The following is a 24,412-nucleotide window of genomic DNA, read 5'->3' on the forward strand; positions in this document are numbered from 1 at the left end:
TCAAACCGTGCAGCGATGCGTTTGTTCCCTTCGCACCGGATAATGTTGTCGCTTCCGGGTTTTCCCGGACGATACCGCCAGAGGGCAAGCGATGGCGGGCGAATGAATCGTTAACCATCTAGCCGATAGACGTGGCTGGTGATGAACGTAGGGTGATTCGATGGCAGCTGAGTTTGGTGAACGAGCCATGGTCCGGGGCGGCGAAGTGGTCGCGTTTCCTTTGGCGGCACGCGCAGGCGATGTCGACCGCTGCGCACGCGAACTCGACCGGATACACGGGCCCGCTGCCGTCGACTACTGGAAGAGCGAGTGCCGAAAGCTCGCCGAGCAGCTTTCCGCACTCGGTCTACGCGAGGACGATATCCGAAACGAGGTCCTCGCGTTCCAGGCGGAAGTCCAGATTGCTATCGCCGAACGCTATCAGGAGCCTGCGGCCCGGAACCGCTCCGACAGCCGCCCATGATGCCTCAATCCTTGTAACGCCGGATAAATCACCCGGTCCAGCTATGTACGCTGAACTGTGCTTCCTCGGCGGCCTTTATGAAGGCGGCACGTGCGACATCGGGCTCGTCATCGCCGTCGATCACGCGCTCGCATGCTGCGAAGGCCTCGCGCTTTGCGTCTCCGTCGGCAACCGGCCAGTGATTTTTGAGGCAGAGGAAAGCGTCGCGGGTGCTCTGTACCCGTAGGACGCGGTTCTCACCGGCCTCCAGAATCACCGCCTCGCTCCAGAGGCGATCCTGCGTCAGCATGTCGACATTCCTTCAAGTTGGTTATCGACGGGCGCGGGCCGGTTGATTCCCTCGAGAACGAGACCGCCGAGTTCCGGATTGACCCGGCTGATGTCCGCAAGAGCCACGATGCCGGCCGCGTGTCGCTTCCCATTGACGACGACGAGGCGCCGGATTCGCAGGTCGTGCATCTTCTGGGCGGCAAGCAGGAGGCTGTCGTCCTCCTCGCAGGATTCGGCAGCGACTGTCATGAACTCGAACACAGCCGTCGAACTGGACAGCCCCTGCGCGACGACGGAGGTGACGATATCCCGATCGGTGACGATCCCGAGGATCGTTCCGACACCCGGCGTTTCCACCGGCACCGCGCCAACCCCTGTCTCGGCCATGAGCCGGGCGACGGACTGCGCCGTATCGGTGGGAGAAACGGTGAAAACCTGCCGAGACATTACGTCCCGAACACGGACCATCTTGTCCTCATGGCCGGCCATCGATGAGACTCCTCCCATTGATCGAGGCCGGAATTGCCACTTCATCTGCCGTCGACTTCTTTGGAGTGAGGTCGACACGGTAAGGGCCAATGACCTGAGGTTGCCAGGTATTCCGCCCCGATTTCTTCGGATTTGGATTTTCAGGCGGCCGGGCAAATTTCGGACGCTTCTGTTTCAGTCGAACGCGCACGATACGCTCCCTTCTCTTGCGTGGACATGCGGGGGCTGAAAACGCAGCCTTTCGATTAACGCACGAAGGTAGAAGGGGTTCCGGTCTAATTGCCCCGGCAGGCGTGTCAAGGCGGCTGAGGGTCCAGATCCGTCCGGTCCCTCGCGTCCTGCAGCATGGAAGCGATTTCCGTCGTCATCGCGTTCTGCCTGGCAAAGGCTTCCGAGGGTACGACGCCGGGATCTTCCTCGTGATCCTGAACGATCGGGACCTCTTCCAGGGCGCGGTTGACTTCCGCCCAGACGTCCTTGTGGCGGTAAAGCGCGGATAGGACGGCAACAAGGATTTCTCTGTGCGCCGCCAGGCGAAACTCGATGCTTCGATTTTCCATGTATTGCCCTCAAGGGCTTGCGTGGCGGCGCATGCCGCCACGCTCGTGATTCAGGGACAGGAGCCGCACCAGGCAGACTTGCGCATGCATGCTGCGCACATCCAGCGCCGCGTCTCCGTCAGACGCGCAATGCTACTCCAAGACTTCCACGACCGTGTGCGTCTTCGGATTTACCACGACACGCTTTTCGTTGACGATCGCATAGGCAAAATCGGGCTGGTCCGGGATCGTGTGGATCTCCACCGTTTCCGGAATCGGTTGCCCGACGACAATCTCGCCTTCATAGGTGATAGAAGGCGTCTTCTGCTCCATCACATAGGTTCTTACTTCGCCGGGCAGGACGACTGTCGTCTGCGCGACGGCCGATGAACCGATCAAAAGCAGTGCAGCAGTCATAGATGCAAATCTCTTCATGGCGTTCTCCTTCCACTCAACTGGATGTCCCTAGACCACTCAAACTGGTGATGTCGCTTTTGGTTCCCGTGTCGAGCGGCGGAGATCTCTCCCGGTGTAGGCCGCGCGATCAGATGCCGCATTGAGCGTGTCGGGGAAATATCCCCCGGCTCTCAGGAACCAAAGGGCCGGAAAGGCATTTCCCAACGTCACCTAGAGAAATCTTCATAGGCAGAAGGGCAATATTCGACATGCCTGCTATCGGCGGTCACGCATCGCAACAATCACCGCTGCTTGAGGAGCAAGTCGTCGATCTGATTCCCGCTCTGCGGGCGTTCGCTCGAACGTTCACGTCAGCGTCGTTTGAGGCCGACGACCTCGTTCAGGAGACATTGTTCCGGGCGTTGAGAAGCATCGAGCAGTTCGAGCCCGGTACGAGCCTCAAGTCCTGGCTGTTCACGATCATGCGAAATGCATTTCGTACGCAGTACAAGATCCGCACGCGGGAAAGCCCGGGGAGCACCAATTGCGCCGAATTGCCGATTCCAACGGCGCCGTCGCAGGAGTGGTCCGTCCTCAACGGCGAGCTGCGCAGCGCGCTTGGGGCTCTTTCACCGGAGCACCGCGAGGTCCTCGTGCTCGTTGCCGGATTCGGCATGAGCTATAAGGAAGCCGCTGACATATGCGACTGCGCGATCGGTACGATCAAGAGCCGGCTCAGCCGGGCACGTGACGAACTGACGGCGCAAATGCACGGCAATCCGCTGAACTGAGCGGACGAGCGGCTCAACGAGAGCAAACCGGCTTCCGGTCAGCGCTTGCGCTCGTCAAGGGCTTTTTGCAACTCCCGCGCCAGTTCGAGAAGTCGCTCCGGGACTGCTTCCTTGCGCATCTTCTGGACGAGCGACGCAATCCGCTCATCAACGGCTTTTTCCGCGTCCGCATCCGCGGAAACCCTGCTATCGTCCATTCGCCCGTCCTTAACCACGACCCGGATCCTGCTACAGAATATTGTTCCCGCTTGGCGCTGTACATCATCAAAACGGCGGGCGTGAAAGGGCTACAGCCATGGTGAGCTGAAACATTCTTCCGACCGTGAGGGCAAACCGGGACTTTTATACCTCGGCCCGAATACCGTTTACCGGCGCGTTCCGCAAGCGCAATGCGCTTTCAGCATGCGCGGTTACTTGTCCGAGACGTGTTCCTTCTTTCCCTTGCGCTTGGTTGAGGCCATTTCCTCGAGTTCCTTCTCGGTCATGGACTCTTCCATGCCCCTGGAGGCGCCCTTGAGTTCGCTCTTCTTCTTTCGCCTCGTTTGGCGGCAAGGGCCGCGCCGGCAGCCTTCTGCTGCGCCTTCGACTTTGCAGGCATGGCTCCTTTCTCCTTTCGGTGCATGGCACTCACCGCAATGCACGGAGTTCGCTCCCGCACCGCGTCGCTGCCGGAACCGGCGAGACTCGATTATGTTCCCCCGCTCGAGCCAGCTTTACGGTTCTGATCGGCAAGCCGAAACAATGACGGAAGCTCGGGGCGCGCATGGCGGGACGGAAACGAAGGGGCTTTCCGAGCCTCTCGCCTTCGCTCTATTCGTTGTCGATCTCGAGCTTCTTGCTGAAGACCAGCGCGAGGACCGTGCAAAGAGCGCCGGAGAGAAGATAGTAGCCCGCGAAGGCGAGCCCGAAGCGGCTGGTCAGCCCCAGCGCCACCAGCGGCGCAAAGCCTGCGCCGATCAGCCAGGACAGGTCCGAGGTGAGCGCCGCCCCCGTATAGCGGTACGCCTTGCCGAAGCGCGACGCGACGGCTCCGGCGGCCTGGCCGAAGGAGAGGCCGAGGATCGTGAAACCGACGATCACGAAGACGTCGCGACCGGTGGCGCCAGCCTGGAGCAGCATCGGGGCGACGAAGCTGAAAATCGCGATCAGGACCGCGCAAATTCCGAGGTGATTGCGGCGGCCGATGCGATCGGCAATCAGCCCGGAAGCGACGATGGCGAGGATGCCGCAGACCGCGCCGAGAAACTGCACCATCAGGAACGAACTTGCGCCGTGATCCGTGTAGATTTCCACCCAGCTGAGCGGAAACACGGTCACCAGATGGAAGAGGGCGAAGCTTGCAAGCGGGACGAAGGCGCCGATGAGGACGTTGCCTCCATTTACCCTGAGCACTTCCGTGACCCGGGCCGCCTGAAGCTCGTGCATGTCGAGCAGCGTTCCGAATTCCTTCGTCATGACGAGCCGCAGGCGCGTGAACAGCGCGACGACGTTGATCGCAAAGGCTACGAAGAACGGGTAGCGCCAACCCCAGGCGAGAAAGTCCGCCTCGGAAATCGAAACGAGAAAATAGGCGAAGAGGGCGCTGGCGAGCATGAAACCAAGGGGCGCGCCGAGCTGCGGAATCATCGCGTACCAGCCGCGATGGTGCTGCGGCGCGTTCAGAGCGAGAAGCGAGGCGAGCCCGTCCCAGGCGCCGCCAAGCGCAAATCCCTGACCGAGACGAAAGACGGCAAGCAGCGCGATGGACCAGGCGCCGAGCGTCTCATAGCCCGGCAAGAAGGCGATAGAGGCCGTCGAACCGCCGAGGAGGAAAAGCGCGATCGTCAGCTTGACGCCTCGGCCGTAAGTGCGGTCGATGGCCATGAAGACCAGCGAACCGACCGGCCTTGCAACGAAGGCAAGTGAAAAAATCGCGAAGGAGTAGAGCGTCGCCGTCAACCGATCCGGAGCGAAAGGAAAGAAGAGCTGGGGAAAGACGACCACGGAGGCAATGCCATAGACGAAGAAGTCGAAGAATTCCGCTGCCCGGCCGATAACGACGCCGATGGCGATATTGCCGGCAGATACGGAGGTGTCGTCGTGAATGCGCCGCGCGTCGCGCTCCATCGAAGAGGACGACGGTCCCAGGGACTGTTGCATTGCACTGCTCATCAAACGCCTCCCGCGCTCGCACGGGGGCTAGGAACATGCGGTGTTCCGCCGCACCCGCTCGTACTCTCAAGGTGAGAGCGCAAGGCCCCCTTGGAGGGATCTTGACCAATCAACCGCTCATATCAAGGGGAGAAACGCGAAATTATGCGTTTCACGTCCTCGCTACCTGCAAGCGGCGGAAGATGCTGCGTCGCAAAACGACTGCGGCGGATTGCTGCAGTGCGACCATCGACCTCATACCTTTCCCGCCCACTCTACTTTAGTCGCAGAGCCGTCGAAACAAATAGAGCTTCGAGCCGTGCCAGAACTGTTGAAGTTTTCCCGCCGCCTCGCCGTTTTGCCGCTGTTCTTCGTGATGGCGGGATGCGACATGGTGGTGATGTCGCCGTCCGGCGATATCGCTGCGCAGCAACGCGATCTGATCGTCATATCGACGATCCTCATGCTGCTGATCATCGTCCCGGTCGTTTTCTTGACGCTTTTCTTCGCCTGGCGGTATCGGCGGTCCAACACGAACGCCACCTACGATCCGGAGTGGCACCACTCGACGGCGCTCGAGGTGGTGATCTGGTCGGCACCGCTTGCGATCATCATCGCGCTCGGGGCGGTCACCTGGATCAGCACGCACAAGCTCGACCCCTATCGGCCGCTCGACCGGCTGGATGCGGAAAGGGCGATACCCGCGGACGCCAGACCGCTGACCGTCGAAGTCGTGGCGCTCGACTGGAAATGGCTGTTTTTCTATCCCGACCTCGGAGTCGCGACCGTCAACGAGCTCGCAGCGCCCGTCGACGTTCCGATCCGCTTCAAGATCACCGCCTCCTCGGTGATGAACTCCTTCTATATTCCGGCGCTTGCCGGCCAGATCTATGCGATGCCGGGCATGGAAACGAAGCTCCACGCGGTGATCAACAAGCCGGGCGAATATGAAGGCTTCTCGGCCAATTACAGTGGCGACGGCTTCTCCCACATGCGTTTCAAGTTCCACGGGCTCGACCGGCAGGGCTTCGACGACTGGGTGGCGCGGGTGAAGGCGCAGGGGACCGCGCTCAACCGCGACGCCTATCTGAAGCTCGAAAAGCCGAGCGAAAGGGAGCCGGTCCGCTATTACGCCGCGGTCGAGGACGGCTTGTATCGGGCAATCCTCAACCTATGCGTCGCACCCGGCAAGATGTGCATGGAGGAGATGATGCACATCGACATGATGGGGGGCGCCGGCAAGGAGAGCGCCGAGAACCGGGAAAAGCTGGAATACGACAACAGGCATTCCCTTGCGGAAGGAGCGCCGGCCGCAACGCACCCGGCGACGGGCACACCCGCGCGCAGCCAGCACGAGCCGCAGGGCACCGGCGCAGAGGAGCCGATGCAGCACGATATGCCCATGGGGGGACACGAGGGACACTCGATGCCGGGCATGAACCATGAGAGCGATCCGGCACCGCCGCAGCTCAACCATTGAACACGGCGCGTTGCGCCAACGATTGAACAGGTTTCCCATGTTCTCCGATCCAGATTTTCTGAAGCTCATCTTCGGCCGGCTTACCCTCGACGCGATCCCTTATCACGAGCCGATCCTCGTCGTGACCTTTCTCGCCGTCGCGCTCGGCGGCATCGCGCTGATCGGGCTCATCACCTATTACCGCTTCTGGGGGACGCTCTGGCGCGACTGGCTGACGAGCGTCGACCACAAGAAGATCGGCATCATGTACATCATCCTCGCGCTGGTGATGCTGCTGCGCGGATTTTCCGACGCGATCATGATGCGGCTGCAGCAGGCGATGGCCTTCGGCGGCTCGGAAGGCTACCTGCCGCCGCATCATTATGACCAGGTCTTCACCGCACACGGCGTCATAATGATCTTCTTCATGGCGATGCCCTTCGTCACGGGGCTGATGAACTTCGTCGTGCCGCTGCAGATCGGCGCGCGCGACGTCTCCTTCCCCTTCCTCAACAATTTCAGCTTCTGGATGACGACGGCCGGCGCGATCATCATCATGCTCTCGCTCTTCGTCGGCGAGTTCGCGCGGACCGGATGGCTTGCCTATCCGCCGCTGTCGGGCGCGGACTACAGCCCCGGCGTCGGGGTCGACTATTACATCTGGGGCCTGCAGATCGCCGGCATCGGAACGACGCTGTCGGGGATAAACCTCATCGCCACCATCGTGAAGATGCGCGCCCCGGGATGACGATGATGAAGATGCCGGTCTTCACCTGGACCTCGCTCTGCACCAACGTGCTGATCGTCGCCACCTTCCCGGTGCTGACCGCGACGCTGGCGCTGCTTACGCTCGATCGGTATGCCGGCACGAACTTCTTCACCAACGACCTCGGCGGCAATCCGATGATGTATGTCAACCTCATCTGGATCTGGGGCCATCCGGAGGTCTACATCCTCATCCTGCCGGCCTTCGGCATTTTCTCGGAAGTCGTCGCGACCTTCTGCGGCAAGCGGCTCTTCGGCTATGCCTCGATGGTCTATGCGACGGTCGTCATCACCATCCTCTCCTACATCGTCTGGCTGCACCACTTCTTCACCATGGGCTCGGGTGCGAGCGTCAACGCGTTCTTCGGAATCACGACGATGATCATCTCGATCCCGACCGGAGCGAAGATGTTCAACTGGCTCTTCACCATGTATCGCGGCCGCATCCGCTACGAGGTGCCGATGCTCTGGACCATCGGTTTCATGGTGACCTTCGTGCTCGGCGGCATGACCGGCGTTCTGCTTGCGGTTCCGCCTGCCGATTTCGTGCTGCACAATTCGCTGTTCCTCATCGCCCACTTTCACAATGTCATCATAGGCGGCGTCGTCTTCGGGCTGATGGCAGGCGTCGTCTACTGGTTCCCGAAGGCTTTCGGATTCAGGCTCGATCCGTTCTGGGGCAAGATGTCCTTCTGGTTCTGGCTGACCGGCTTCTACTTCGCCTTCATGCCGCTCTACGTGCTCGGGCTCATGGGGGTCACGCGCCGCGTCAGCCAGTTCGAGGATCCCTCTCTGCAGATCTGGTTCGTCATCGCGGCCTTCGGCGCCTTCCTGATCGCGCTCGGCATCCTGTCGATGCTGATCCAGCTCGTCGTCAGTTTCGTGCGGAGCGAAGAACTGCGCGACACGACCGGCGACCCCTGGGACGGGCGCACGCTCGAATGGTCGACCGCCTCGCCACCACCGGATTACAACTTCGCCTTCACTCCGCTCGTCCACGATCAGGACTCCTGGTGGGACATGAAAAAGCGCGGCCACAGCCGGCCGCTTGCAGGCTTCAAGCCGATCCACATGCCGAAGAACACCGGCACAGGCGTCATCCTCGGGGCGATCAGCGTCGTCTTCGCCTTCGCCATGGTCTGGTACATGTGGTGGCTGGTGATCCTCTCCTTCGTCGCCATGGTGGTGATCGCCGTCGGTCACACCTTCAACTATGACCGCGACTTCCACATTCCCGCAAACGTCGTCGCCGACACAGAGGGCAAGCGCACAGAAGTGCTTGCCGCCGAGGTGCAAGCATGACCGAGTTCCGTACCGAAAGCGCGCTTGATGCGGACGAGGCGCCGACCTTCTACCTGACGGAGGAACACCACCCCGAAGGAAGCACGATGCTCGGCTTCTGGCTCTATCTGATGAGCGACTGCCTGATCTTCGCGGTTCTCTTCGCCACCCATGCGGTTCTCGGCCGAAACTATGCCGCAGGCCCCTCGCCCGCCGATCTCTTCGACCTGCCGCTCGTCGCGGTGAACACGTCGATGCTGCTTTTTTCCTCGATCACCTACGGCTTCGCCATGCTGGCGATGGAACGTTACGAGAAAAAAGCGACGCTCGCCTGGATGGCAGTCACCGCGCTCTTCGGCATCGCCTTCGTCGGGCTCGAGCTCTACGAATTCGCGCATCTGATCCATGAGGGCGCCGGACCGCAGCGCAGCGCCTTCCTGTCCTCCTTCTTCACGCTCGTCGGCACGCACGGCCTGCACGTGACAGCCGGCATCGTCTGGATGTTCGTGCTCATGGCGCAAGTCGCAAAACGCGGGCTGATCCCGGAAAACAAGCGCCGCCTCATGTGCCTTTCGATGTTCTGGCACTTCCTCGACGTCGTCTGGATCGGCGTCTTTTCCTTCGTCTATCTGATGGGAGTTCTCGGATGAGTACGCACGCACCTTCGCACGAGGACGCTTTCGAGGCCCATCATGGCCACAGCCATGGTCACGACGCGGGACACGGAACGCTGAAGAGTTACGTGACCGGCTTCGTCCTCTCCGTCGTCCTGACCGCGATCCCCTTCTGGCTGGTGATGGCCGACGTTCTCGACAGCGCCGTCCTCACCGCCGCGATCATCATGGCTCTCGGCGCCGTCCAGATCGTCGTCCACATGATCTTCTTCCTGCACATGAACACCCGCTCTGAAGGCGGCTGGACGATGATGGCGCTGATCTTCACGATCCTTCTCGTCGCCATCGCGCTTTCCGGCTCGCTCTGGGTCATGCATCACCTGAACACGAACATGATGCCGATGAGCCCGGAAATGATGAAAAACATGCCGTGAGTCGGAGCTTCGCCCCTCACCGGACCTTCTCCCCGCTTGCGGGGAGAAGGCGCCGGGAGGCGGATGAGGGGCGCCAGCAGATCGAATTCAAAGACAAGCTTGCAATGGTAGACGTCGAAGCCGCATCAAGACAGCACTCCCGGCTCTCGCTTGCGATCCTCAGCATCCTCGGCCTCCTGCTCATCGCGGCTTTTTCTGCGCTCGGCACGTGGCAGCTCAAGCGCCTCTCCTGGAAGCTCGACCTGATCGCCCGGGTCGAGGAGCGCGTCCGGGCGGCACCCGTGCCTGTGCCGCCCCGCAGCGACTGGCCAAACGTCACCGCCGCGCGAGACGAATACCGGCACGTCACTCTCCAGGGCCGCTTCCTCCATGAGAAGGAAACGCTGGTCTATGCCGCAACCGAGCGCGGTGCCGGCTATTGGGTCGTAACGCCGCTTGCGGCGGCCGATGGGACGACCGTGCTCGTGAACCGCGGCTTCGTTCCGACGGAGAGGCGTGAGGCATCGACGCGGCGGGAAGGCCAGATCGAGGGCGAGGCGAAGGTCATCGGCCTCATGCGCATGGACGAGCCGAACGGTTCACTCCTTCAGTCGAACAAGGCCGGGGAAAACCGTTGGTATTCGCGCGACGTGGGCGCGATCGCTGCGGCGCGCGGCCTCTCCGAGGTCGCGCCCTACTTCGTCGACGCGGATGCTGTCCCCAATCGCGGCGGGCTTCCCGTCGGAGGCCTGACGCGCGTCGTCTTCCCGAACAATCACCTCGTTTATGCCGTCACATGGTACGGTCTCGCGGCCATGACGGCAGGCATGCTGGTGATTTTGTGGAGGACGGCGAGGAGATCGGCCCCGGCGCGGCGTAACGGCCGCGCCGGCCAAGACATCAATTCGCGGAGTTGAGGGTCATCGATGTGCCCGCGGCCGCGACATTGAGACCGAGCTGGCCGGTGACGCTGACCGTCTGGAGGTGGATAGAGCCGGAGGTGCCGCCGACGAGGACGTTGGCGCCCACACCCGCACCGAGCGTCGCCTCGGCGCTCGCGCCCTTATAGATACCGCTCAAAGAACCATGGTGGTAGCCTGCCGTCGGCGCGAACACGGCCCAGATCAACCGGCTGCGCATCGTGAAACCCACGTCGATCCCGAGTTTGCGAATTTCTCCCGTGTAGCGATCCTCGATCACGTCGCCGCCCAGCGACCGGAAAGCGCACTCGACCTCTTTGGACGAACCGAGCACGTAGCCGGCGCCGCCGCCGATGTCGCATTCCAGATAGCCTATCTTCACGCCGCCGCGCGCGTCCTGCACCGCCGGCGGCGGCGCCGGCTCCTGATAGGTCAGATCGGCGGCATTGGCGCCCGCGGCGGCAGACGCGATCGTGACCGCGAAAAACGCCTTGGCGAGAGTCTTTTTCATGCATCTTCTCCTTTTCGGCTCATGGTCGGCAGAAACCCCGGCCGATCGTCCGAAACAAATTCAGTAATGTCAGCCGCACGGAAAGCTATCGTGCCGCTATGCCTGCCACTCAGGCGGGCTCACGTTTTCGTTGCATTGAGACGATTCGGAGGCAGGCTCGACAACAACTTACTTTTGCGCAGAAGTGTTGCCTTTCGGCCAAAGCCTGAAGCGCGACGCCTCGAATGGATTTGCCACGCGCATCAGCCGCCGTTGACGAGATTGAGGATGAGCTGGTGAACATTGCCGCCGTCGCTGAGCTCGGCCCTGTCGAAGTCGCGGCTCTTCTGTCTTTGCGTGCGGGAGATTTCGCCGAGCCGCTTCGTCATTTCGGATTTGATCTTGCGGCATTGGGGATCGTCGGCAACGGTGAGGCCCACGGTGGCGGCCTCGATGGCGCTCACCATCTCCTTGATGAAGTCGCCATGGACCAGCTCATGCTTTCTCACGCCGGCGATGAAGGTCTGCCAGTGGGCCTCAATATTGGCCGGCAGCTTTCCGGCAAGTTTCGGCAGCGTATAGGTGATGGTGAGCTTCGGCAGCGCCGACGCCAATACGCAGGCCCCGTCTCGCTCCTCATATTTCCGCCTCCAGGTGAGCTTGAAGCTCGTATGGGCGATCGCGCGCCCGAGGCCGCCCACCTGCGGTCCTCGTTCGCCGATGGAAGCATAGAGCTCCGGCCCGGACTGACCGGTGATCGCGTAAGTCTCTGTCTTTTCGACCGCCCGCCATTCCCCCGGGCGGCCGCCGGCATCAGCAGAAGACAGGCCAACAGAAAACAAGTTCGACGGCCCGCCAAGCCAACCCCCACGAAAACCTTCATTGAATGCGGGCGCAACCTAACGGGGATGGGTCCGGCTTTCAATCGTCCCGATCTGCCCCTGCGCGGCAGCTGCCGGTCAGACGCTGCTCAACAGGAGACTGGTCTCGCTGTTGGCCACGCCGTCGATCATTCGCACCTCGCGCAGGATCCGGTCGAATTCGGAGAGATTAGCTGCCCGTATGTTGGCGACCAGATCCCAGTTGCCGTTGGTGGTGTGCAGCGTATAAATCTCGGGCATGCCGCGCAGTTTGCGAACAACCTGCGTCGTCGACTTCCCCACAACCTCGATCATCATCACCGCATGAACCGTGTTGAGGTCGTAGTCTTCCCTGACGCGCACCGTGAACCCGAGAAGCGTCCCGGTCTCCAGCAGGCGATCCAGGCGATTTTGCACGGTGCCACGCGCCACGCCCAGCGCGTCGGAAAGTTTGGAAAGAGATGCCCGGCCGTCGGCGCGCAGATGCGCAATGATCCGGCGGTCCAGATCATCCGGGGTGTATTTTGCAACGACTGAATCGCCAACCGCTGTTCTGCTCATATTGCACAATCCGACTGGAAAAATCGCTCAATTCGGTGCCGAAATTAGCACATGTTTGCGCTTTCGACCAGCGCACGCAATCGCTACCCTGTCCTGGAGTACAGCAAGCCGCCAAGAGGAATCCCCATGTTCTCCCCGCTTCCTTCAGCCAAGGCCATGGTGCCCTTCGTCAGCGTCGACAACATGATGCGCCTCGTGCATCACCTCGGTGTGGAAACGGTTCTGGCGGAACTCACGGATGCCATCGAGGCGGATTTCCGCCGCTGGGAAAGTTTCGACAAGACGCCGCGCGTCGCCAGCCACTCGCGCGACGGCGTGATCGAGCTGATGCCGACCTCGGACGGCAGGATCTACAGTTTCAAATATGTCAACGGTCACCCGAAGAACACCGCCGAGGGGCTGCAGACGGTGACCGCATTCGGGCTGCTCGCCGAGGTTTCGACGGGCTATCCGGCACTGCTGACCGAGATGACGATACTGACGGCGCTCAGAACTGCCGCAACCTCGGGAATGGCTGCCCGGCACCTGGCGCCGAAGAATGCACGCACCATGGCTATGATCGGCAACGGCGCGCAGGCCGAGTTCCAGGCCCTGGCGATGAAGGCCGTCTGCGGCATCGACACCATCCGCCTTTACGATATCGACCCGCGAGCAACGGAAAAGGCCGCCCGCAACCTCGACGGTTCCGGGCTCAGGATCGTGTCCTGCAGATCCGCCCAGGAAGCGATCGAAGGCGCCGAGATCATCACCACCTGTACGGCTGATAAGCAGTTCGCCACGATTCTCACCGATAACATGGTCGGCGCCGGCGTCCACATCAACGCAATCGGCGGCGATTGCCCCGGCAAGACGGAATTGCATCGCGATATCCTGAAGCGCTCGGACGTCTTCGTCGAATATCCGCCGCAGACCCGGATCGAGGGCGAAATCCAGCAGATGGCACCCGATTTTCCCGTGACCGAATTCTGGAAGGTCGTCACGGGCGAGGCGCAGGGCCGGCGCGACGCCCGCCAGATCACCCTCTTCGACAGTGTCGGCTTCGCGATCGAGGATTTCTCTGCGCTCCGCTACGTCCGCGATCGCCTCCCCGGAACCGACTTCTATCAGAACCTCGACATGATCGCCGACCCGGATGACCCGCGCGACCTGTTCGGTATGCTGCTGCGGGCAAAAGAGAGCGAAGAAGCCGTCTAAGCCCTGTCGAGGTTCGGGCCACCCGCCGCGATTGTTTGATTTCCTCATCCCTGTGCTCGTTGTTTAGCCCGGACACAGGGACGAGTGCGGAGAGAGTGTGGTCCCTCGGCGCGCTTCATTGCGTCACAGGTTGACTATCCTTCGCATGTTCGCAAGCGAATGTTGTCGTAGCCGCACATCCCGGTCCCTCATTCCTGTGCTTGTCACAGGGATCCAGCCAGACCAAGTCCTTGGGCTGGAAAGGCCTTTCCGCGCCGCAGACGCGGCGCTGCTGGATCCCTGTGACGAGCACAGGGATGAGGTGGAGAGGGTGTGGTCACTCGGCGCGTTTCATAAACCGTGAAGACAACGAGGCGGCGCGCGTCCCTGTGATGAGGGCGGAGAGGGTGCGGTCACTCGGCGCGCTTTCATAAACCGTGAAGATAGCGAGGCGGCGCGGAATGCCCCAAGTCACGCCCGTATACAGCGTCCCGCTTCGCTTCGATGCGAGAATGTAGTAGCCGCACATCCCCCGGTCCCTCATTCCTGTGCTTGTCACAGGAATCCAGCCAGACCAAGTCCTTGGGCTGAAAGAACGCTTCCCGCGCCGCAGACGCGGCGCTGCTGGATCCCTGTGACGAGCACAGGGAGGGTGTGGTCACTCGGCGCGTTTCATAAACCGTGAAGACAACGAGGCGGCGCGCGTCCCTGTGATGAGGGCGGAGAGGGTGCGGTCACTCGGCGCGCTTTCATAAACCGTGAAGATAGCGAGGCGGCGCGGAATGCCCCAAGTCACGCCCGTATACAGCGTCCCGTTTCGCTTCGATGCGAGAATGTAGTAGCCGCACATCCCCCGGTCCCTCATTCCTGTGCTTGTCACAGGAATCCAGCCAGACCAAGTCCTTGGGCTGAAAGAACGCTTCCCGCGCCGCAGACGCGGCGCTGCTCTCATCCCTGTGACGAGCACGATGAGGACGGAGAGGGTGCGGTTCCTCGGCGCGATTCATTGCGTCACAGGTTGACCTTCCCCGCCCGGGCGGCACCGCTTCACCGCGCCTGCAGACGCAACATCGCCTTTCGAGCATCCTCGACGAGCGCATGGCCGGGATGACGGCGGATGAAGCGCTCGTAGGCCTCCACCGTATTTTCCGCCCGTGCGGCCTCGAACTCCGATCGCACGGCCCGCTCGTAGTCGGGTGGCTTCTGCATATCCGCTCCGCTTGGCTTCATCGCGCCTTGCGCCATGGCCGGAGACATTGCCGTCAATCCCAGCACAAGCAACTGCGCAATTTTGCGAAATGTCACGAACCGCTCCTTTTACGGCATCCCTACGATAATAGTAGCCAATGTCGCTGATAATTGCTAATCAGAACATACAACAATAGCGGGAATTTCGCATGAGCGGCGCCGGAAAGTCTCTTAAGTTCGTCAAAGCAACCGGAAACAGCGTCGTTGATTCGTTGCTGACAGGAGACGCATGGATCGGTACAATAACCTATGCATTCCCGACATGGCGCGGAAGCTACGGCTACGGGTTCGATAAATACTACGGGTTTACTTCGATATCGGCGGCACAGGCGAAAACAGCGCTTTTCGCCATGGAGCAATCCTACGGTTCGGCGGCCAATGACGGCTTTTCGGTCGAAGGATTCACCAATGCCAGCTTCAAGGCGGGAAGCGCCAGCACCGCGACGATCCGGTTCGCGCAATCGTGGCTGCCGGACACCGCCTATGCTTACCTGCCGGCGCTCGATGCCTCCGGCGGCGACATTTGGTTCGGCACGGCCTATGCCGGCACGGCGGACGACTACCGCAAGCCGATTGCGGGCAATTACGCATGGCACACGCTCCTGCACGAGCTCGGCCACGCACTCGGCCTGAAGCACGGCCATGAAGGTGACGTCTACGGCGCCTCGCCCGCACGATACGACTCGATCGAATATTCGATCATGACCTATCGCGGCTATATCGGCGCCGACGAGGGCTACTATTACGAGCAGTTCGGCGCGCCGCAGACCTTCATGATGGCCGACATCGCCGCGCTTCAGGAAATGTACGGCGCCGATTTCACGACCGATGCCGGCAATACGGTGTATAAGTGGACGCCGGGCGGCGGCACCACTTTCGTGAACGGCGGGGCCGGGATTTCGCCCGGCGCGAACCGCATCTTCGCAACCATCTGGGACGGCGGCGGCAACGACACCTACGATTTGAGCGCCTATACCAACGCCCTCAAGATCGATCTCAGGCCGGGCAGCGCTTCGACCTTCAGCATCGACCAGCTGGCCTGGCTCGGCGGCGGCCCGAATGGCGGCTTTGCCGCCGGCAACATTTTCAATGCGCTGCTTTACCATGGCGATGCGCGCTCACTGATCGAAAACGTCAAGGGAGGTTCGTCCGGCGACTCGATCATGGGCAACCAGGCAGCCAATGTGCTGTGGGGTTACGGGGGCAATGACAGGCTGAACGGAGACACGGGCAACGACACGCTCTATGGCGGCTCCGGTTCCGACAGAATCTACGGCGGAAAAGGCAACGACAAGCTCTACGGGGAATCCGGCAACGACCTGCTCTATGCCGCCGCGGGCGCGGATCGTCTGAACGGGGGCAGCGGTAGCGACAGCTTCACTTTCAAGGCGCTCTCGGATTCGACGGTGGCAAAGTCCGGGCGCGACACCATTTTCGATTTTACGGCAAAGTCCAACAGGATCGATCTCTCTGCGATCGATGCCAATACGTCCTCCGCCGGCGATCAGGCGTTTGGCTTCGTCGGAAGCGCCGCCTTCAGCGGCAAGAAGGGTGAGCTACGCTACGTCCGCGATGTCTCCGACACCTATATCTACGGCGACGTGAACGGCGACAGGAAGGCGGATTTCGCGATACACCTGGATGATGCCGTCACCCTCCAGAAGGGCTATTTCGTCCTCTAGACCGCCTGAACCGGCTGGACACACACGCACCCACCCCTTGCAGCATCGCATATTACAATCGAAAGCAAGTGACTGCGCAACCGCAGGGGCGCGGCACCGCAGGAGTTCGACACGACGCCTGCGGCCGGCGTCGACAGGCCTCGGAGTATCCCATCGGCCCGATTTGCAGTGACAAACCCGCTTCCCTATTTGCCGCAGCCCCGCTAGCATGAGAAAGAGAAGCAATTTCAAGTTGCGCCGCTCGAAGTGTAGGGGTGGCTTGAGCCGAGATAGATGGTGTGATCCACGCGACGCGTGCGGGGTCCGCTTGACGGGAGCATTGCATGCGTGTTTCGAGAATTCTGGCTGCCGGTCTGACTTGCGGACTGCTCGCCGTCAGCGTCATGGCGGGAAATGCGCAGGCGCAACAGCCGCCTCCCTCGGTTACCGTCGCGCCGGCCGCGGTCATGGACCTGCGCGAAAGCGTCGGCCTGACCGGCAAGGTCGTCGCTGTTCAAAAGGTGGACATCCGCGCCCGCGTGTCCGGATTCCTCGAGAAGGTCAATTTCGAGGATGGGCAGAAGGTCTCGGCGGGAACAGTCCTTTACCAGGTGGAAGACGGTGCCTATCGCGCCGCGCTGCAGGAGATCGACGGTTCGATCGCGGCAGCGGAGGCTCAACGGGACCTCGCCGTTCTCGAACGTGACCGTGCCCAGCGGTTGATCTCCACCAATACCGTCGCGCAGGCGACGCTCGACACTGCGAATGCGCAACTGAAAAAGGCCGAGGCCGATATACTGCGCCTCAAGGGCAGTAAGCAGAATGCCGAGCTCAATCTTTCCTACACGAAGATCCTCGCGCCGTTCGATGGCGTCGTCGGCCTGACCAGCGTCGATGTCGGCGCCCTGGTCACGCCGGACAGCGGAGCGCTCGTGACGCTGACGCGTCTCGACCCGATCTATGTCGAGTTTCCCGTCGCGACATCCCTTTATTTCTCCTACCGCGAGCGCGTCGAAAAGGGTGAGATGTCCGGCGGCGCCAATGTCAGCATCACGCTTCCGAACGGTACCGATTACCCGGAGAAAGGCACAATAGACTTCGTCGCGAGCACGGTCTCGCAAGCGACCGACACCGTTACGGTTCGCGCCGAGTTTCCCAATCCCCGTGGGACGCTTCTCGACGGGACGCTCGTCAGGGTCGTTCTCGAGCAGTCCGATCGGCAGGACGTGCTGGCCGTACCGCAACAGGCGGTCCAGCGCGACCAGCAGGGCGCCTTTGTCATGGTGGTCGACGCCAACTCCAAGGTCGAGCTTCGCCGCGTCGACGTCAGCCGCTCCAGCCGCGGCCAGGCCGTCGTCGCCAAGGGACTGAAGGAGGGAGAAAACGTCATAACCGAGGGTGTGGGCAAGGTTCGGCCGGGCATCGTGGTGGACGCCGTCGCCGCAACCACGACGGTGGCTGAGCCATGATCTCCGGGATCTTCATCGATCGTCCGCGCTTTGCCGCGGTCATTTCCATCGTGCTCACGCTCGCGGGGCTGATCGCCCTTACGAGGCTGCCGATTGCACAGTTCCCCGATATCGTCCCGCCGCAGGTCAGCGTGACCGCGAGCTATCCCGGCGCAGGCGCCGACGTGGTCGAGGCCACCGTCGCTCAGCCGTTGGAAAGCAAGGTCGTCGGCGTCGACAACATGCTCTACATGAAATCGACGAGCGGCGCCGACGGGACCTACTCGCTGACGGTGACCTTTGCCGTCGGCACCGATCCGGATATCGCCACCGTCAACGTGCAGAACCGCGTCGCGCTTGCCGAGCCGGTGCTGCCGGCCGAAGTCAAGCAGAGCGGCGTCAGCGTCAAGAAGCAGTCATCCTCACTCATGCAGGTGATCGCCATCCACGGCGAGAATGACGAGTTCGACAATCTGTTCCTCTCGAACTACGCCACGATCAACGTGCTCGACACGATCAAGCGCGTGCCGGGGGTCGGCGACGCGACGCTCTTCGGTGCCCAGGACTATTCGATGCGGATTGTCCTCGACATCGATCGGCTGACCAATCTGGGGCTGACGCCGACGGATGTGGTCAACGCCCTGAAGACCCAGAACGTCCAGGCGGCGATCGGCCGCATCGGCGCGCAGCCGATGACCGACGATCCGCTGTTCCAGCTGAACATACAGACGCAGGGCCGGCTCACCGATCCCGCCCAGTTCGAGGACGTCGTGCTTCGGGCAGAGGCGGACGGGTCCTTCGTGCGCATCCGCGACGTCGCGCGCGTCGAACTGGGTTCTGTGACCTCCGACTCCACCGCCCGCATCAACGGCAAGCCCGTGGCGATGATCGGCACCTATCAGGCGCCGGGCGCCAATGCGCTCGCCGCCACGGAGGGCGTGCAGCAGGCGATGGAGCGCCTGGCCCAGGCCTTCCCGGAGGGGCTCACCTATACGGTCTCCTACGACACGTCCGATTTCGTCGAGGCGAGCGTGGAGAATGTCGAGCACACCCTGTTCGAAGCCTTCGCACTCGTCATCGTCGTCGTCTTCCTCTTTCTCGGCAATTGGCGCGCGACACTGATTCCGCTCATCGCCGTCCCGGTGGCGCTCGTCGGCACCTTCGCCGTGATCCTGGCGATGGGCTTTTCGCTCAACACGGTTTCGCTTCTGGCGCTGGTGCTCGCCATCGGCATCGTCGTCGACGATGCGATCGTGGTGGTGGAAAACGTCGAGCGCGTCATGGAGGAAAACCCCGGCATGAGCGCGGCGCAGGCCGCGCGCCTCGCCATGGGAGAAATCACCGGGGCGATCGTCGCCATCACGCTCGTGCTGCTTTCGGTGTTCGTACCGGTGGCATTCATTCCTGGCCTGAGCGGGCAGCTCTTCCAGCAGTTCGCCGTCGCCGTATCGGTGTCGATGGTCATTTCCGCGATCAACGCACTGACCCTCAGCCCGGCCCTCTGCGCGATCCTCCTGAAGCCCCATCACGGGCCGAAGCGCGGCGTCCTTGGATGGATTTCCCGGGGTATCGACCGTACCCGCAACGGCTATGCGCATGTCGCAGGCGGCATTGCGCGCAGGGCCGTCATCGGCTTGGTCCTCCTTGCCGTTGCGATCGGCGCCAGTGGCTGGCTGTTCCGGGTCGTGCCGACCGGGTTCCTCCCCAGCGAGGATCAAGGCGCCTTCTTTGCCGAAATCCGCCTTCCGGAAGGTGCCTCCTTCAACAGGACCGACGCCGTGGTGCGCGAGGTCGAAACAATGCTCGGCGAAATCGAGGGCGTGGCGAACGTCACGACCGTCACCGGCTACAGCTTCCTCGACGGAATCGCCAAATCCAGCAGCGCGTTCGCGATCGTGACCATGAAGCCCTTCGCCGAACGCCAGAGCGAAAGCGCATCTGTCAATGCCGCGATCGGCACGGTGATGGCCAAGGGTGCGGCAATCCGCAATGCCCAGGTTTTCGCCTTCAACCTGCCGCCCATTATCGGTCTCGGCACCGGCTCCGGCTTCGAGTATCAGCTGCTTGACCTCCAGGGCCGATCGCCGGCCGAGCTTGCCGCGACGGCAGGCGGATTGATGGTGGCCGCCAACCAGAACCCGCAGCTCGGACCTACATTCAGCACCTATTCGGCGAGCTCGCCGCAGCTTTATCTGGATCTCGACCGCGATCGCCTGCAGGCGCTCGGGGTCTCTGTGAGCGATCTTTTCGCGACGCTGCAGGGCACGCTCGGATCCTATTACGTCAACGACTTCAATCTTTTCGGCCGGAGCTGGAAAGTCACCATGCAGGCGGCCGAAGCGGATCGCGATGCGGTCGACGACATCTCCCGGCTGCATGTACGCAATGCCGCGGGCGATATGGTCCCGGTGGCCTCGGTCGCGCGCGTGGACTACATCGTCGGGCCGCAATCGATCGTGCGGTACAACAATTACCGCTCCATCACGCTCAACGGCCAGCCGGCCCCGGGCGTCTCCTCGGGTGAGGCGCTGGCCGCAATGGAACAGGTCTCCGCCGCCACGCTGCCGCCGGGCTACAGCTTCGAGTGGACGGGGACGGCACTGCAGGAACTCGAAGCCGCGGGCCAGACGACGGTGATCCTCGCACTGGCCCTGTTCTTCGCCTACCTCTTCCTCGTGGCTCTTTACGAAAGCTGGACGATCCCCATACCGGTTCTGCTTTCGGTCTCCGTCGGCGTAGCAGGCGCTCTCGTCGCCGTGCTGCTGGCAGGGCTCTCCTTCGACATCTATGCCCAGATCGGCCTCGTCGTGCTGATCGCGCTCGCGTCCAAGAACGCGATCCTGATCGTCGAATTCGCCAAGTTCCAGCGGGAGAAGGGGGTGCCGATCGTCGATGCCGCCGTGGAGGGCGCGCGCACCCGTTTCCGTGCGGTGATGATGACCAGCTTTGCCTTCATCATGGGGCTGATCCCGCTCGTCACGGCCGAAGGCGCCGGCATGCTCAGCCGCCGTGCCGTCGGCACGGGGGTTGCCGGGGGCATGCTCGCCGCATCGCTCCTCGGAATTTTCATCATTCCCGCGCTCTATGTCGTATTCCAGTGGCTGCGCGAGAGGGGGCACAAGCTCGCCGGCCTGTCGTCACACACGGCAGGCGATGCGGCAGAAGATGCCAGGAACTGAGAGGGAGCCGAACCGGCTCAGCCCGCCGGACACGACCGGGGCGCTGCCGGCTGAGCCTACATCTCCACCAGAAAATAGGGAGTGGGCCCATAGGGCGTGTCGTTCGAGAGGCGGAAGGCGACGCGCCCGCTGCCGCTGTCGACGGGCGGATAGACGGTGCCGTCCAGGCCTACCGGTGACACGCTCCATCTGGCAGCGGTTCGTGCCAGTTCGAGATCGACATAGCCCTTCCGGATTCTCGCCGGCAGCGCGCCAAAATCCTCGATCACCTTCTCTTCGCTGTCGCGAAAGACCATGCCGGTGTTCTGCGCATCGGTTGCAAAGATCAAAAGCAGGCGCCGGCTTTCGGAAAGCGTGCCTTGAGCGTCGATAGCCGAAAGCGCCACGAGACCGTTGCCGTCCGCCTGTCCGATGCGCATGAGACCGAGATCGATCGGTTCACGCAGAGAGGAGAAGGCTGCCGCTTCCGTAGCGGGCGTAGAAACACGGAGCTGCCCTGCCCGGCGGTCGAGCAGGACCTGACCTGTATCGCTTTCGTAAAATCCGCTTGTGGTATCGGTGCGATTTTCAGTCGCGAGAATGTGTTCGTCGCGGAGTGCGGCAAGGATTGTTCCGAGCTCCCGGTCGCGTGGTTGCGTGACACCGCTTTCTCCACCGGACGGGTCTGCCCGCAGCAGGCCGATGCGCCCGACCAGCGCCAGATCGGTCAATCGCTCCGGCTCGCGGGCCTGCATGTCCTCGCCGAGATCCTCCTCGCCGCGAACTGAGAAGGGGATCGTGATGGCGGAGGTCGTCACGTCGCCGCGACGAAAGACGAGTGCGCTGAGCGTCTCGCCGGCGCGCGCCACGGGATCGAGCGCAATCGCATAGGGAAGCATCGCCTTTTTGTGCGGAAAGGGTTCGCCATAGGCGAGCGCGATCGGCCCGTGGCCGTGACGGCAAATCACGTCCCAGCCCTGGAGTGCGGCGTAGGCCGGCATTGTCAGGCCGGCCTCGTAGCGATAGCGGTTCCAGAAGAGATGGTCATATTCGCTGACGATGAATGGCTTTCCTAGCCACCGCGCCGCGGCAATCATGCGCATGTAGCTGGCGCCGTCTGCAAGCGAACTTGCCTGCGTCAAAGCGCTTCCCGCAGAATAGCCCCCAACCCAATCGTGATAGGTGTTCATGGTCACGGCGTCGAGATCGCGCCGGCTGAGCGCCGTCTGCACCGTCGGCCAATTGTTGTAGGTGCTGATCAGGCCGCGATAGCCCAAATCGCGCAGGACCTGGCTCATGCGTGCGGCGGAGGCGCGCTCGGTTTCGACGAAGAAGGCCTGGAGATCGCGCATCCGCGGACCGTCTGCGTAGCGCTTGGCGGGAAGCCTCACCGATGCCGTTTCGACCCGCTCGTCGGCACCGAGATCTCCCCAGGCGCTCGCGAGCGCTTCCGTCGTGCCGTAGCGTGCCGAAAGCCAGCGGTTGAATGGTTCCGCCAGCGCCTCGTCATAGGCGGGCTTTTCGGGCCGCTCACGCACGACGCTGTCGAACTCCATGCCGTTTTCATTGGCAAGGATCACCAATGCGAGCGCGTCGTCGCGAATGGTCGCCGTCCCCGTATAGGGATTGACGCTCGCGAGAAACGTCTCCTGCAGCTTGCTCCAGTGTGCAACGGCCTCTTCGTCGAGATGCAGCCGGAGCTTGAGATCGCCGTTTGCGTCCCATCGGTCGTCGTGGCCGCCGTAGGCGCCGCGCGGAGACGAAAGTCCATCGATGATCCAGTAGATGCCGTTGCGCTTCAGCGCCGCCAGCAGGTAATGGACACGATCCAGCGTCTCCGGATCGAAATCGAAATCCTTCTGCCTGCCGAACATAAGGCTGGCATCGACGAAATGGAGCCGGGCGATGTTGTATCCGTGCATCGCAAGCTGGCGGGCGTAGCGCTCGGCGCCGTCGTGGTCCGGAAAGCCGCCGGAAGCCGGACTCCAGGCGAGCGACGCGCATAGCATTCTGACCGGCTGTTCCGGCGCCCTGGCAAAGGCCAGCCGGCCATCCGGACCTGCAACGAGGCGGCTGTCCGCGTCGATCGAAGCGTTCGGCAGCAAGGACGAGAAATCGAGCGGACTGCCGGCGCGGACTTCGAGCGAGACCTCGCGAACCGGCACCCATTCAGAGGCACTTGCGGCCGGGGACAGCCACGTGCAAAGCAGCGCCGCCGCGAGGGATGGCCTCCTCATGCCGTCTTTCCGAGAACCGGTTCACGGGGAGAGGACTCCCCGAGAGGGGCCTTTGCGAGGATCGTGCTTTCGATCGGTTCGGCAGGCAGCCGCCGGCTTCGCAGGAAGCCGACAGGAAGGGCTGCCGCATGGAAGAACCAGGCGACGACCGTATAGAGGCCCATGCTGAGGCCGCCCTTTCGGAAGCTGACGGCGAGAACGGCGGCCGCGAAACTCGCGCAGACGGCGGCGAGGGCCATGAGCGTATCGGGCAGCAGCAGGATCAGGCCGAGGCAGGCGAGCCACCAGAGATAGACGAGAGCCCAGAGTTTCAGCTCCGGCAGTTCCCGCAACAGCTGAAAGAAATAGGGCTTGCCGAGAGAAGCGCGCAGAAGCTCGCCTATCCCGTAGAGATATTTGGTCTTCCAGCGTCGAACGAGCAGCCGGTAGGAATTGACCGTGTGGCCGAAGTGCTGGACGAAACGGCGGTCGAGCCGGTAAAGCCCCCAGCCGGCACTTCTGAGGCGAATGCCGAGATCGAACTCCTCGTAGCCGTGCAGGTTGCGGTCCGAGAGGTAGCCGACGTCCTCGACGGCTGTGCGCCTGTAGAGCCCGCCGCCGTTCATGCGATCGATCGGACCCGTCCGGTTCTCGGGCGCATTGCGGCTGACGCGGCGCGCGAATTCTAGGTTCGAGATGTGCATTTCCTCCACATGTCCGGTAACGCCCGCCATGGCCGGATTGTCGGCCAGGAAGCGGACGGCGTCTTGGAGGAAGGCAGCGTCGAGCAGCATGTCGCCGTCGATGAGACAGACGTAATCGTGGCGGGAATGCTGGAAGCCGAGCTGCGGGCCGATGCCGCAGCTCGGTCGCGCGGGCGGGGCGATCTGGGCGATGATGACGGGATACTGCGAGGCGATCTCGACCGTGCGGTCGCAGGAGCCGCTGTCGGCGATGATGACCTCGCCGCCCATGTCCTGAAGCGCTGCGAGCGCGCTCTCGACGGTTGCGGCAATCCGCTTCTCTTCATTCAATGTCTTGATGATGATGGATATGGTCAAGAGAGC

At 62.3% G+C, this 24,412-nt stretch carries 22 protein-coding genes and 4 pseudogenes; 11 read left to right on the top strand and 15 right to left on the bottom strand.

Features of this window, described 5'->3' with window-relative positions; all coding sequences use genetic code 11:
• The first annotated feature begins 160 nt into the window (after positions 1 to 160).
• A complete protein-coding gene (locus N0Q91_RS24300; protein WP_100671495.1) occupies positions 161 to 463 on the top strand; it encodes a DUF6074 family protein in 303 nt (100 codons plus the stop codon).
• 28 nt (positions 464 to 491) lie between these two features.
• Here the strand turns inward: N0Q91_RS24300 and N0Q91_RS24305 are convergent, their stop codons facing one another.
• The 4 genes from N0Q91_RS24305 to N0Q91_RS24320 form a co-directional block, all read right to left on the bottom strand.
• Positions 492 to 752, bottom strand: coding sequence for a DUF982 domain-containing protein (locus N0Q91_RS24305; RefSeq protein WP_018099031.1), 261 nt, complete (start codon positions 750 to 752; stop codon positions 492 to 494).
• Positions 746 to 1,222 carry a CBS domain-containing protein gene (locus N0Q91_RS24310; RefSeq protein ID WP_018099032.1) on the bottom strand — a complete coding sequence of 159 codons (477 nt, stop codon included), beginning with the start codon at positions 1,220 to 1,222 and terminating at the stop codon, positions 746 to 748. The genes N0Q91_RS24305 and N0Q91_RS24310 overlap by 7 nt, the downstream gene beginning before the upstream one ends.
• A gap of 296 nt (positions 1,223 to 1,518) precedes the next feature.
• Positions 1,519 to 1,782 carry a hypothetical protein gene (locus N0Q91_RS24315; RefSeq protein WP_275599333.1) on the bottom strand — a complete coding sequence of 88 codons (264 nt, stop codon included), beginning with the start codon at positions 1,780 to 1,782 and terminating at the stop codon, positions 1,519 to 1,521.
• A 132-nt stretch (positions 1,783 to 1,914) separates the two neighbouring features.
• Positions 1,915 to 2,196 carry a DUF1236 domain-containing protein gene (locus N0Q91_RS24320; protein WP_100671487.1) on the bottom strand — a complete coding sequence of 94 codons (282 nt, stop codon included), beginning with the start codon at positions 2,194 to 2,196 and terminating at the stop codon, positions 1,915 to 1,917.
• Between the two features lie 230 nt (positions 2,197 to 2,426).
• Here N0Q91_RS24320 and N0Q91_RS24325 point away from each other — a divergent pair, with 230 nt between their 5' ends.
• Positions 2,427 to 2,948, top strand: coding sequence for a sigma-70 family RNA polymerase sigma factor (locus tag N0Q91_RS24325; RefSeq protein WP_018099035.1), 522 nt, complete (start codon positions 2,427 to 2,429; stop codon positions 2,946 to 2,948).
• Positions 2,949 to 2,986: 38 nt separating this feature from the next.
• Here the strand turns inward: N0Q91_RS24325 and N0Q91_RS24330 are convergent, their stop codons facing one another.
• The 3 genes and pseudogenes from N0Q91_RS24330 to N0Q91_RS24340 form a co-directional block, all read right to left on the bottom strand.
• Positions 2,987 to 3,145: a hypothetical protein gene (locus N0Q91_RS24330; RefSeq protein ID WP_018099036.1), complete on the bottom strand. Its 159-nt coding sequence runs from the start codon at positions 3,143 to 3,145 to the stop codon at positions 2,987 to 2,989.
• 213 nt (positions 3,146 to 3,358) lie between these two features.
• Positions 3,359 to 3,570 (bottom strand): annotated as a pseudogene (locus tag N0Q91_RS24335) (DUF3008 family protein).
• A gap of 188 nt (positions 3,571 to 3,758) precedes the next feature.
• Entirely contained in the window at positions 3,759 to 5,099 is a 1,341-nt protein-coding gene (locus N0Q91_RS24340) for an MFS transporter (protein ID WP_275599334.1), read from the bottom strand.
• A 298-nt stretch (positions 5,100 to 5,397) separates the two neighbouring features.
• On the opposite strand from N0Q91_RS24340, the gene cyoA reads away from it, so the two are divergent.
• From cyoA to N0Q91_RS24365, 5 genes and pseudogenes are all read left to right on the top strand, one after another.
• Positions 5,398 to 6,558, top strand: coding sequence for a ubiquinol oxidase subunit II (cyoA, locus tag N0Q91_RS24345; RefSeq protein ID WP_275599335.1), 1,161 nt, complete (start codon positions 5,398 to 5,400; stop codon positions 6,556 to 6,558).
• Between the two features lie 37 nt (positions 6,559 to 6,595).
• Positions 6,596 to 8,604: pseudogene (cyoB, locus tag N0Q91_RS24350) on the top strand (cytochrome o ubiquinol oxidase subunit I).
• A complete protein-coding gene (cyoC, locus tag N0Q91_RS24355; protein WP_102764532.1) occupies positions 8,601 to 9,233 on the top strand; it encodes a cytochrome o ubiquinol oxidase subunit III in 633 nt (210 codons plus the stop codon). Before cyoB ends, cyoC begins: the two are co-directional and overlap by 4 nt.
• Positions 9,230 to 9,631 (top strand): cytochrome o ubiquinol oxidase subunit IV, encoded by a 402-nt coding sequence (gene cyoD / locus N0Q91_RS24360; protein WP_100671475.1) that lies wholly within the window; start codon positions 9,230 to 9,232, stop codon positions 9,629 to 9,631. Before cyoC ends, cyoD begins: the two co-directional genes overlap by 4 nt.
• A gap of 104 nt (positions 9,632 to 9,735) precedes the next feature.
• Positions 9,736 to 10,527 (top strand): SURF1 family protein, encoded by a 792-nt coding sequence (locus tag N0Q91_RS24365; protein ID WP_100671620.1) that lies wholly within the window; start codon positions 9,736 to 9,738, stop codon positions 10,525 to 10,527.
• Here the strand turns inward: N0Q91_RS24365 and N0Q91_RS24370 are convergent.
• From N0Q91_RS24370 to N0Q91_RS24380, 3 genes and pseudogenes are all read right to left on the bottom strand, one after another.
• Entirely contained in the window at positions 10,511 to 11,041 is a 531-nt protein-coding gene (locus tag N0Q91_RS24370; RefSeq protein ID WP_275599336.1) for a DUF992 domain-containing protein, read from the bottom strand. The two genes, N0Q91_RS24365 and N0Q91_RS24370, sit on opposite strands and share 17 nt — an antisense overlap.
• Before the next feature lie 242 nt (positions 11,042 to 11,283).
• A pseudogene (locus N0Q91_RS24375) lies at positions 11,284 to 11,903 on the bottom strand (DUF922 domain-containing Zn-dependent protease).
• Between the two features lie 76 nt (positions 11,904 to 11,979).
• Positions 11,980 to 12,441 carry an Lrp/AsnC family transcriptional regulator gene (locus N0Q91_RS24380; RefSeq protein ID WP_018099044.1) on the bottom strand — a complete coding sequence of 154 codons (462 nt, stop codon included), beginning with the start codon at positions 12,439 to 12,441 and terminating at the stop codon, positions 11,980 to 11,982.
• Positions 12,442 to 12,567: 126 nt separating this feature from the next.
• Between N0Q91_RS24380 and ocd the strand changes: the two genes are divergently transcribed.
• The gene (gene ocd, locus N0Q91_RS24385; RefSeq protein ID WP_275599337.1) at positions 12,568 to 13,635 is read left to right on the top strand and encodes an ornithine cyclodeaminase; all 1,068 of its coding nucleotides are present in this window, start codon (positions 12,568 to 12,570) and stop codon (positions 13,633 to 13,635) included.
• A 316-nt stretch (positions 13,636 to 13,951) separates the two neighbouring features.
• On the opposite strand, the gene N0Q91_RS24390 is transcribed toward ocd, so the two are convergent.
• From N0Q91_RS24390 to N0Q91_RS24400, 3 genes and pseudogenes are all read right to left on the bottom strand, one after another.
• On the bottom strand, positions 13,952 to 14,143 hold the full coding sequence (locus tag N0Q91_RS24390; RefSeq protein ID WP_375341928.1) for a hypothetical protein: 192 nt from the start codon (positions 14,141 to 14,143) through the stop codon (positions 13,952 to 13,954).
• Positions 14,144 to 14,383: 240 nt separating this feature from the next.
• Positions 14,384 to 14,464: pseudogene (locus N0Q91_RS24395) on the bottom strand (GIY-YIG nuclease family protein); the annotation flags it as partial.
• 197 nt (positions 14,465 to 14,661) lie between these two features.
• Entirely contained in the window at positions 14,662 to 14,919 is a 258-nt protein-coding gene (locus tag N0Q91_RS24400; protein WP_275599338.1) for a hypothetical protein, read from the bottom strand.
• Positions 14,920 to 15,011: 92 nt separating this feature from the next.
• Here N0Q91_RS24400 and N0Q91_RS24405 point away from each other — a divergent pair, with 92 nt between their 5' ends.
• From N0Q91_RS24405 to N0Q91_RS24415, 3 genes are all read left to right on the top strand, one after another.
• Positions 15,012 to 16,544 (top strand): M10 family metallopeptidase, encoded by a 1,533-nt coding sequence (locus N0Q91_RS24405; protein WP_275599339.1) that lies wholly within the window; start codon positions 15,012 to 15,014, stop codon positions 16,542 to 16,544.
• A gap of 323 nt (positions 16,545 to 16,867) precedes the next feature.
• Positions 16,868 to 17,992, top strand: a complete 1,125-nt coding sequence (locus tag N0Q91_RS24410) for an efflux RND transporter periplasmic adaptor subunit (protein ID WP_275599340.1) — start codon at positions 16,868 to 16,870, stop codon at positions 17,990 to 17,992.
• Positions 17,989 to 21,150 carry an efflux RND transporter permease subunit gene (locus N0Q91_RS24415; protein WP_275599341.1) on the top strand — a complete coding sequence of 1,054 codons (3,162 nt, stop codon included), beginning with the start codon at positions 17,989 to 17,991 and terminating at the stop codon, positions 21,148 to 21,150. Before N0Q91_RS24410 ends, N0Q91_RS24415 begins: the two co-directional genes overlap by 4 nt.
• Positions 21,151 to 21,206: 56 nt before the next feature.
• Here the strand turns inward: N0Q91_RS24415 and N0Q91_RS24420 are convergent, their stop codons facing one another.
• Both N0Q91_RS24420 and N0Q91_RS24425 read right to left on the bottom strand, forming a co-directional pair.
• Complete coding sequence (locus N0Q91_RS24420; RefSeq protein ID WP_275599342.1) at positions 21,207 to 23,366, bottom strand: glycoside hydrolase; 2,160 nt, start codon at positions 23,364 to 23,366, stop codon at positions 21,207 to 21,209.
• The gene (locus N0Q91_RS24425; RefSeq protein WP_275599343.1) at positions 23,363 to 24,406 is read right to left on the bottom strand and encodes a glycosyltransferase family 2 protein; all 1,044 of its coding nucleotides are present in this window, start codon (positions 24,404 to 24,406) and stop codon (positions 23,363 to 23,365) included. The genes N0Q91_RS24420 and N0Q91_RS24425 overlap by 4 nt, the downstream gene beginning before the upstream one ends.
• Between the last annotated feature and the right edge of the window lie 6 nt (positions 24,407 to 24,412).

The sequence above is a fragment of the Sinorhizobium prairiense genome (genome assembly GCF_029201645.2).
GTDB classification, from domain to species: domain Bacteria; phylum Pseudomonadota; class Alphaproteobacteria; order Rhizobiales; family Rhizobiaceae; genus Sinorhizobium; species Sinorhizobium meliloti_A.

Bases quoted from the DNA above. Each gene is read 5' to 3' on its own strand.
- N0Q91_RS24300 (WP_100671495.1), top strand. From the start codon at position 161: ATGGCAGCTGAGTTTGGTGAACGAGCCATGGTCCGGGGCGGCGAAGTG.
- N0Q91_RS24305 (WP_018099031.1), bottom strand. From the start codon at position 752: ATGCTGACGCAGGATCGCCTCTGGAGCGAGGCGGTGATTCTGGAGGCC.
- N0Q91_RS24310 (WP_018099032.1), bottom strand. From the start codon at position 1,222: ATGGCCGGCCATGAGGACAAGATGGTCCGTGTTCGGGACGTAATGTCT.
- N0Q91_RS24315 (WP_275599333.1), bottom strand. From the start codon at position 1,782: ATGGAAAATCGAAGCATCGAGTTTCGCCTGGCGGCGCACAGAGAAATC.
- N0Q91_RS24320 (WP_100671487.1), bottom strand. From the start codon at position 2,196: ATGAAGAGATTTGCATCTATGACTGCTGCACTGCTTTTGATCGGTTCA.
- N0Q91_RS24325 (WP_018099035.1), top strand. From the start codon at position 2,427: ATGCCTGCTATCGGCGGTCACGCATCGCAACAATCACCGCTGCTTGAG.
- N0Q91_RS24330 (WP_018099036.1), bottom strand. From the start codon at position 3,145: ATGGACGATAGCAGGGTTTCCGCGGATGCGGACGCGGAAAAAGCCGTT.
- N0Q91_RS24340 (WP_275599334.1), bottom strand. From the start codon at position 5,099: ATGAGCAGTGCAATGCAACAGTCCCTGGGACCGTCGTCCTCTTCGATG.
- cyoC (WP_102764532.1), top strand. From the start codon at position 8,601: ATGACCGAGTTCCGTACCGAAAGCGCGCTTGATGCGGACGAGGCGCCG.
- cyoD (WP_100671475.1), top strand. From the start codon at position 9,230: ATGAGTACGCACGCACCTTCGCACGAGGACGCTTTCGAGGCCCATCAT.
- N0Q91_RS24365 (WP_100671620.1), top strand. From the start codon at position 9,736: ATGGTAGACGTCGAAGCCGCATCAAGACAGCACTCCCGGCTCTCGCTT.
- N0Q91_RS24370 (WP_275599336.1), bottom strand. From the start codon at position 11,041: ATGAAAAAGACTCTCGCCAAGGCGTTTTTCGCGGTCACGATCGCGTCT.
- N0Q91_RS24380 (WP_018099044.1), bottom strand. From the start codon at position 12,441: ATGAGCAGAACAGCGGTTGGCGATTCAGTCGTTGCAAAATACACCCCG.
- ocd (WP_275599337.1), top strand. From the start codon at position 12,568: ATGTTCTCCCCGCTTCCTTCAGCCAAGGCCATGGTGCCCTTCGTCAGC.
- N0Q91_RS24390 (WP_375341928.1), bottom strand. From the start codon at position 14,143: ATGTGCGGCTACTACATTCTCGCATCGAAGCGAAGCGGGACGCTGTAT.
- N0Q91_RS24405 (WP_275599339.1), top strand. From the start codon at position 15,012: ATGAGCGGCGCCGGAAAGTCTCTTAAGTTCGTCAAAGCAACCGGAAAC.
- N0Q91_RS24410 (WP_275599340.1), top strand. From the start codon at position 16,868: ATGCGTGTTTCGAGAATTCTGGCTGCCGGTCTGACTTGCGGACTGCTC.
- N0Q91_RS24415 (WP_275599341.1), top strand. From the start codon at position 17,989: ATGATCTCCGGGATCTTCATCGATCGTCCGCGCTTTGCCGCGGTCATT.
- N0Q91_RS24420 (WP_275599342.1), bottom strand. From the start codon at position 23,366: ATGAGGAGGCCATCCCTCGCGGCGGCGCTGCTTTGCACGTGGCTGTCC.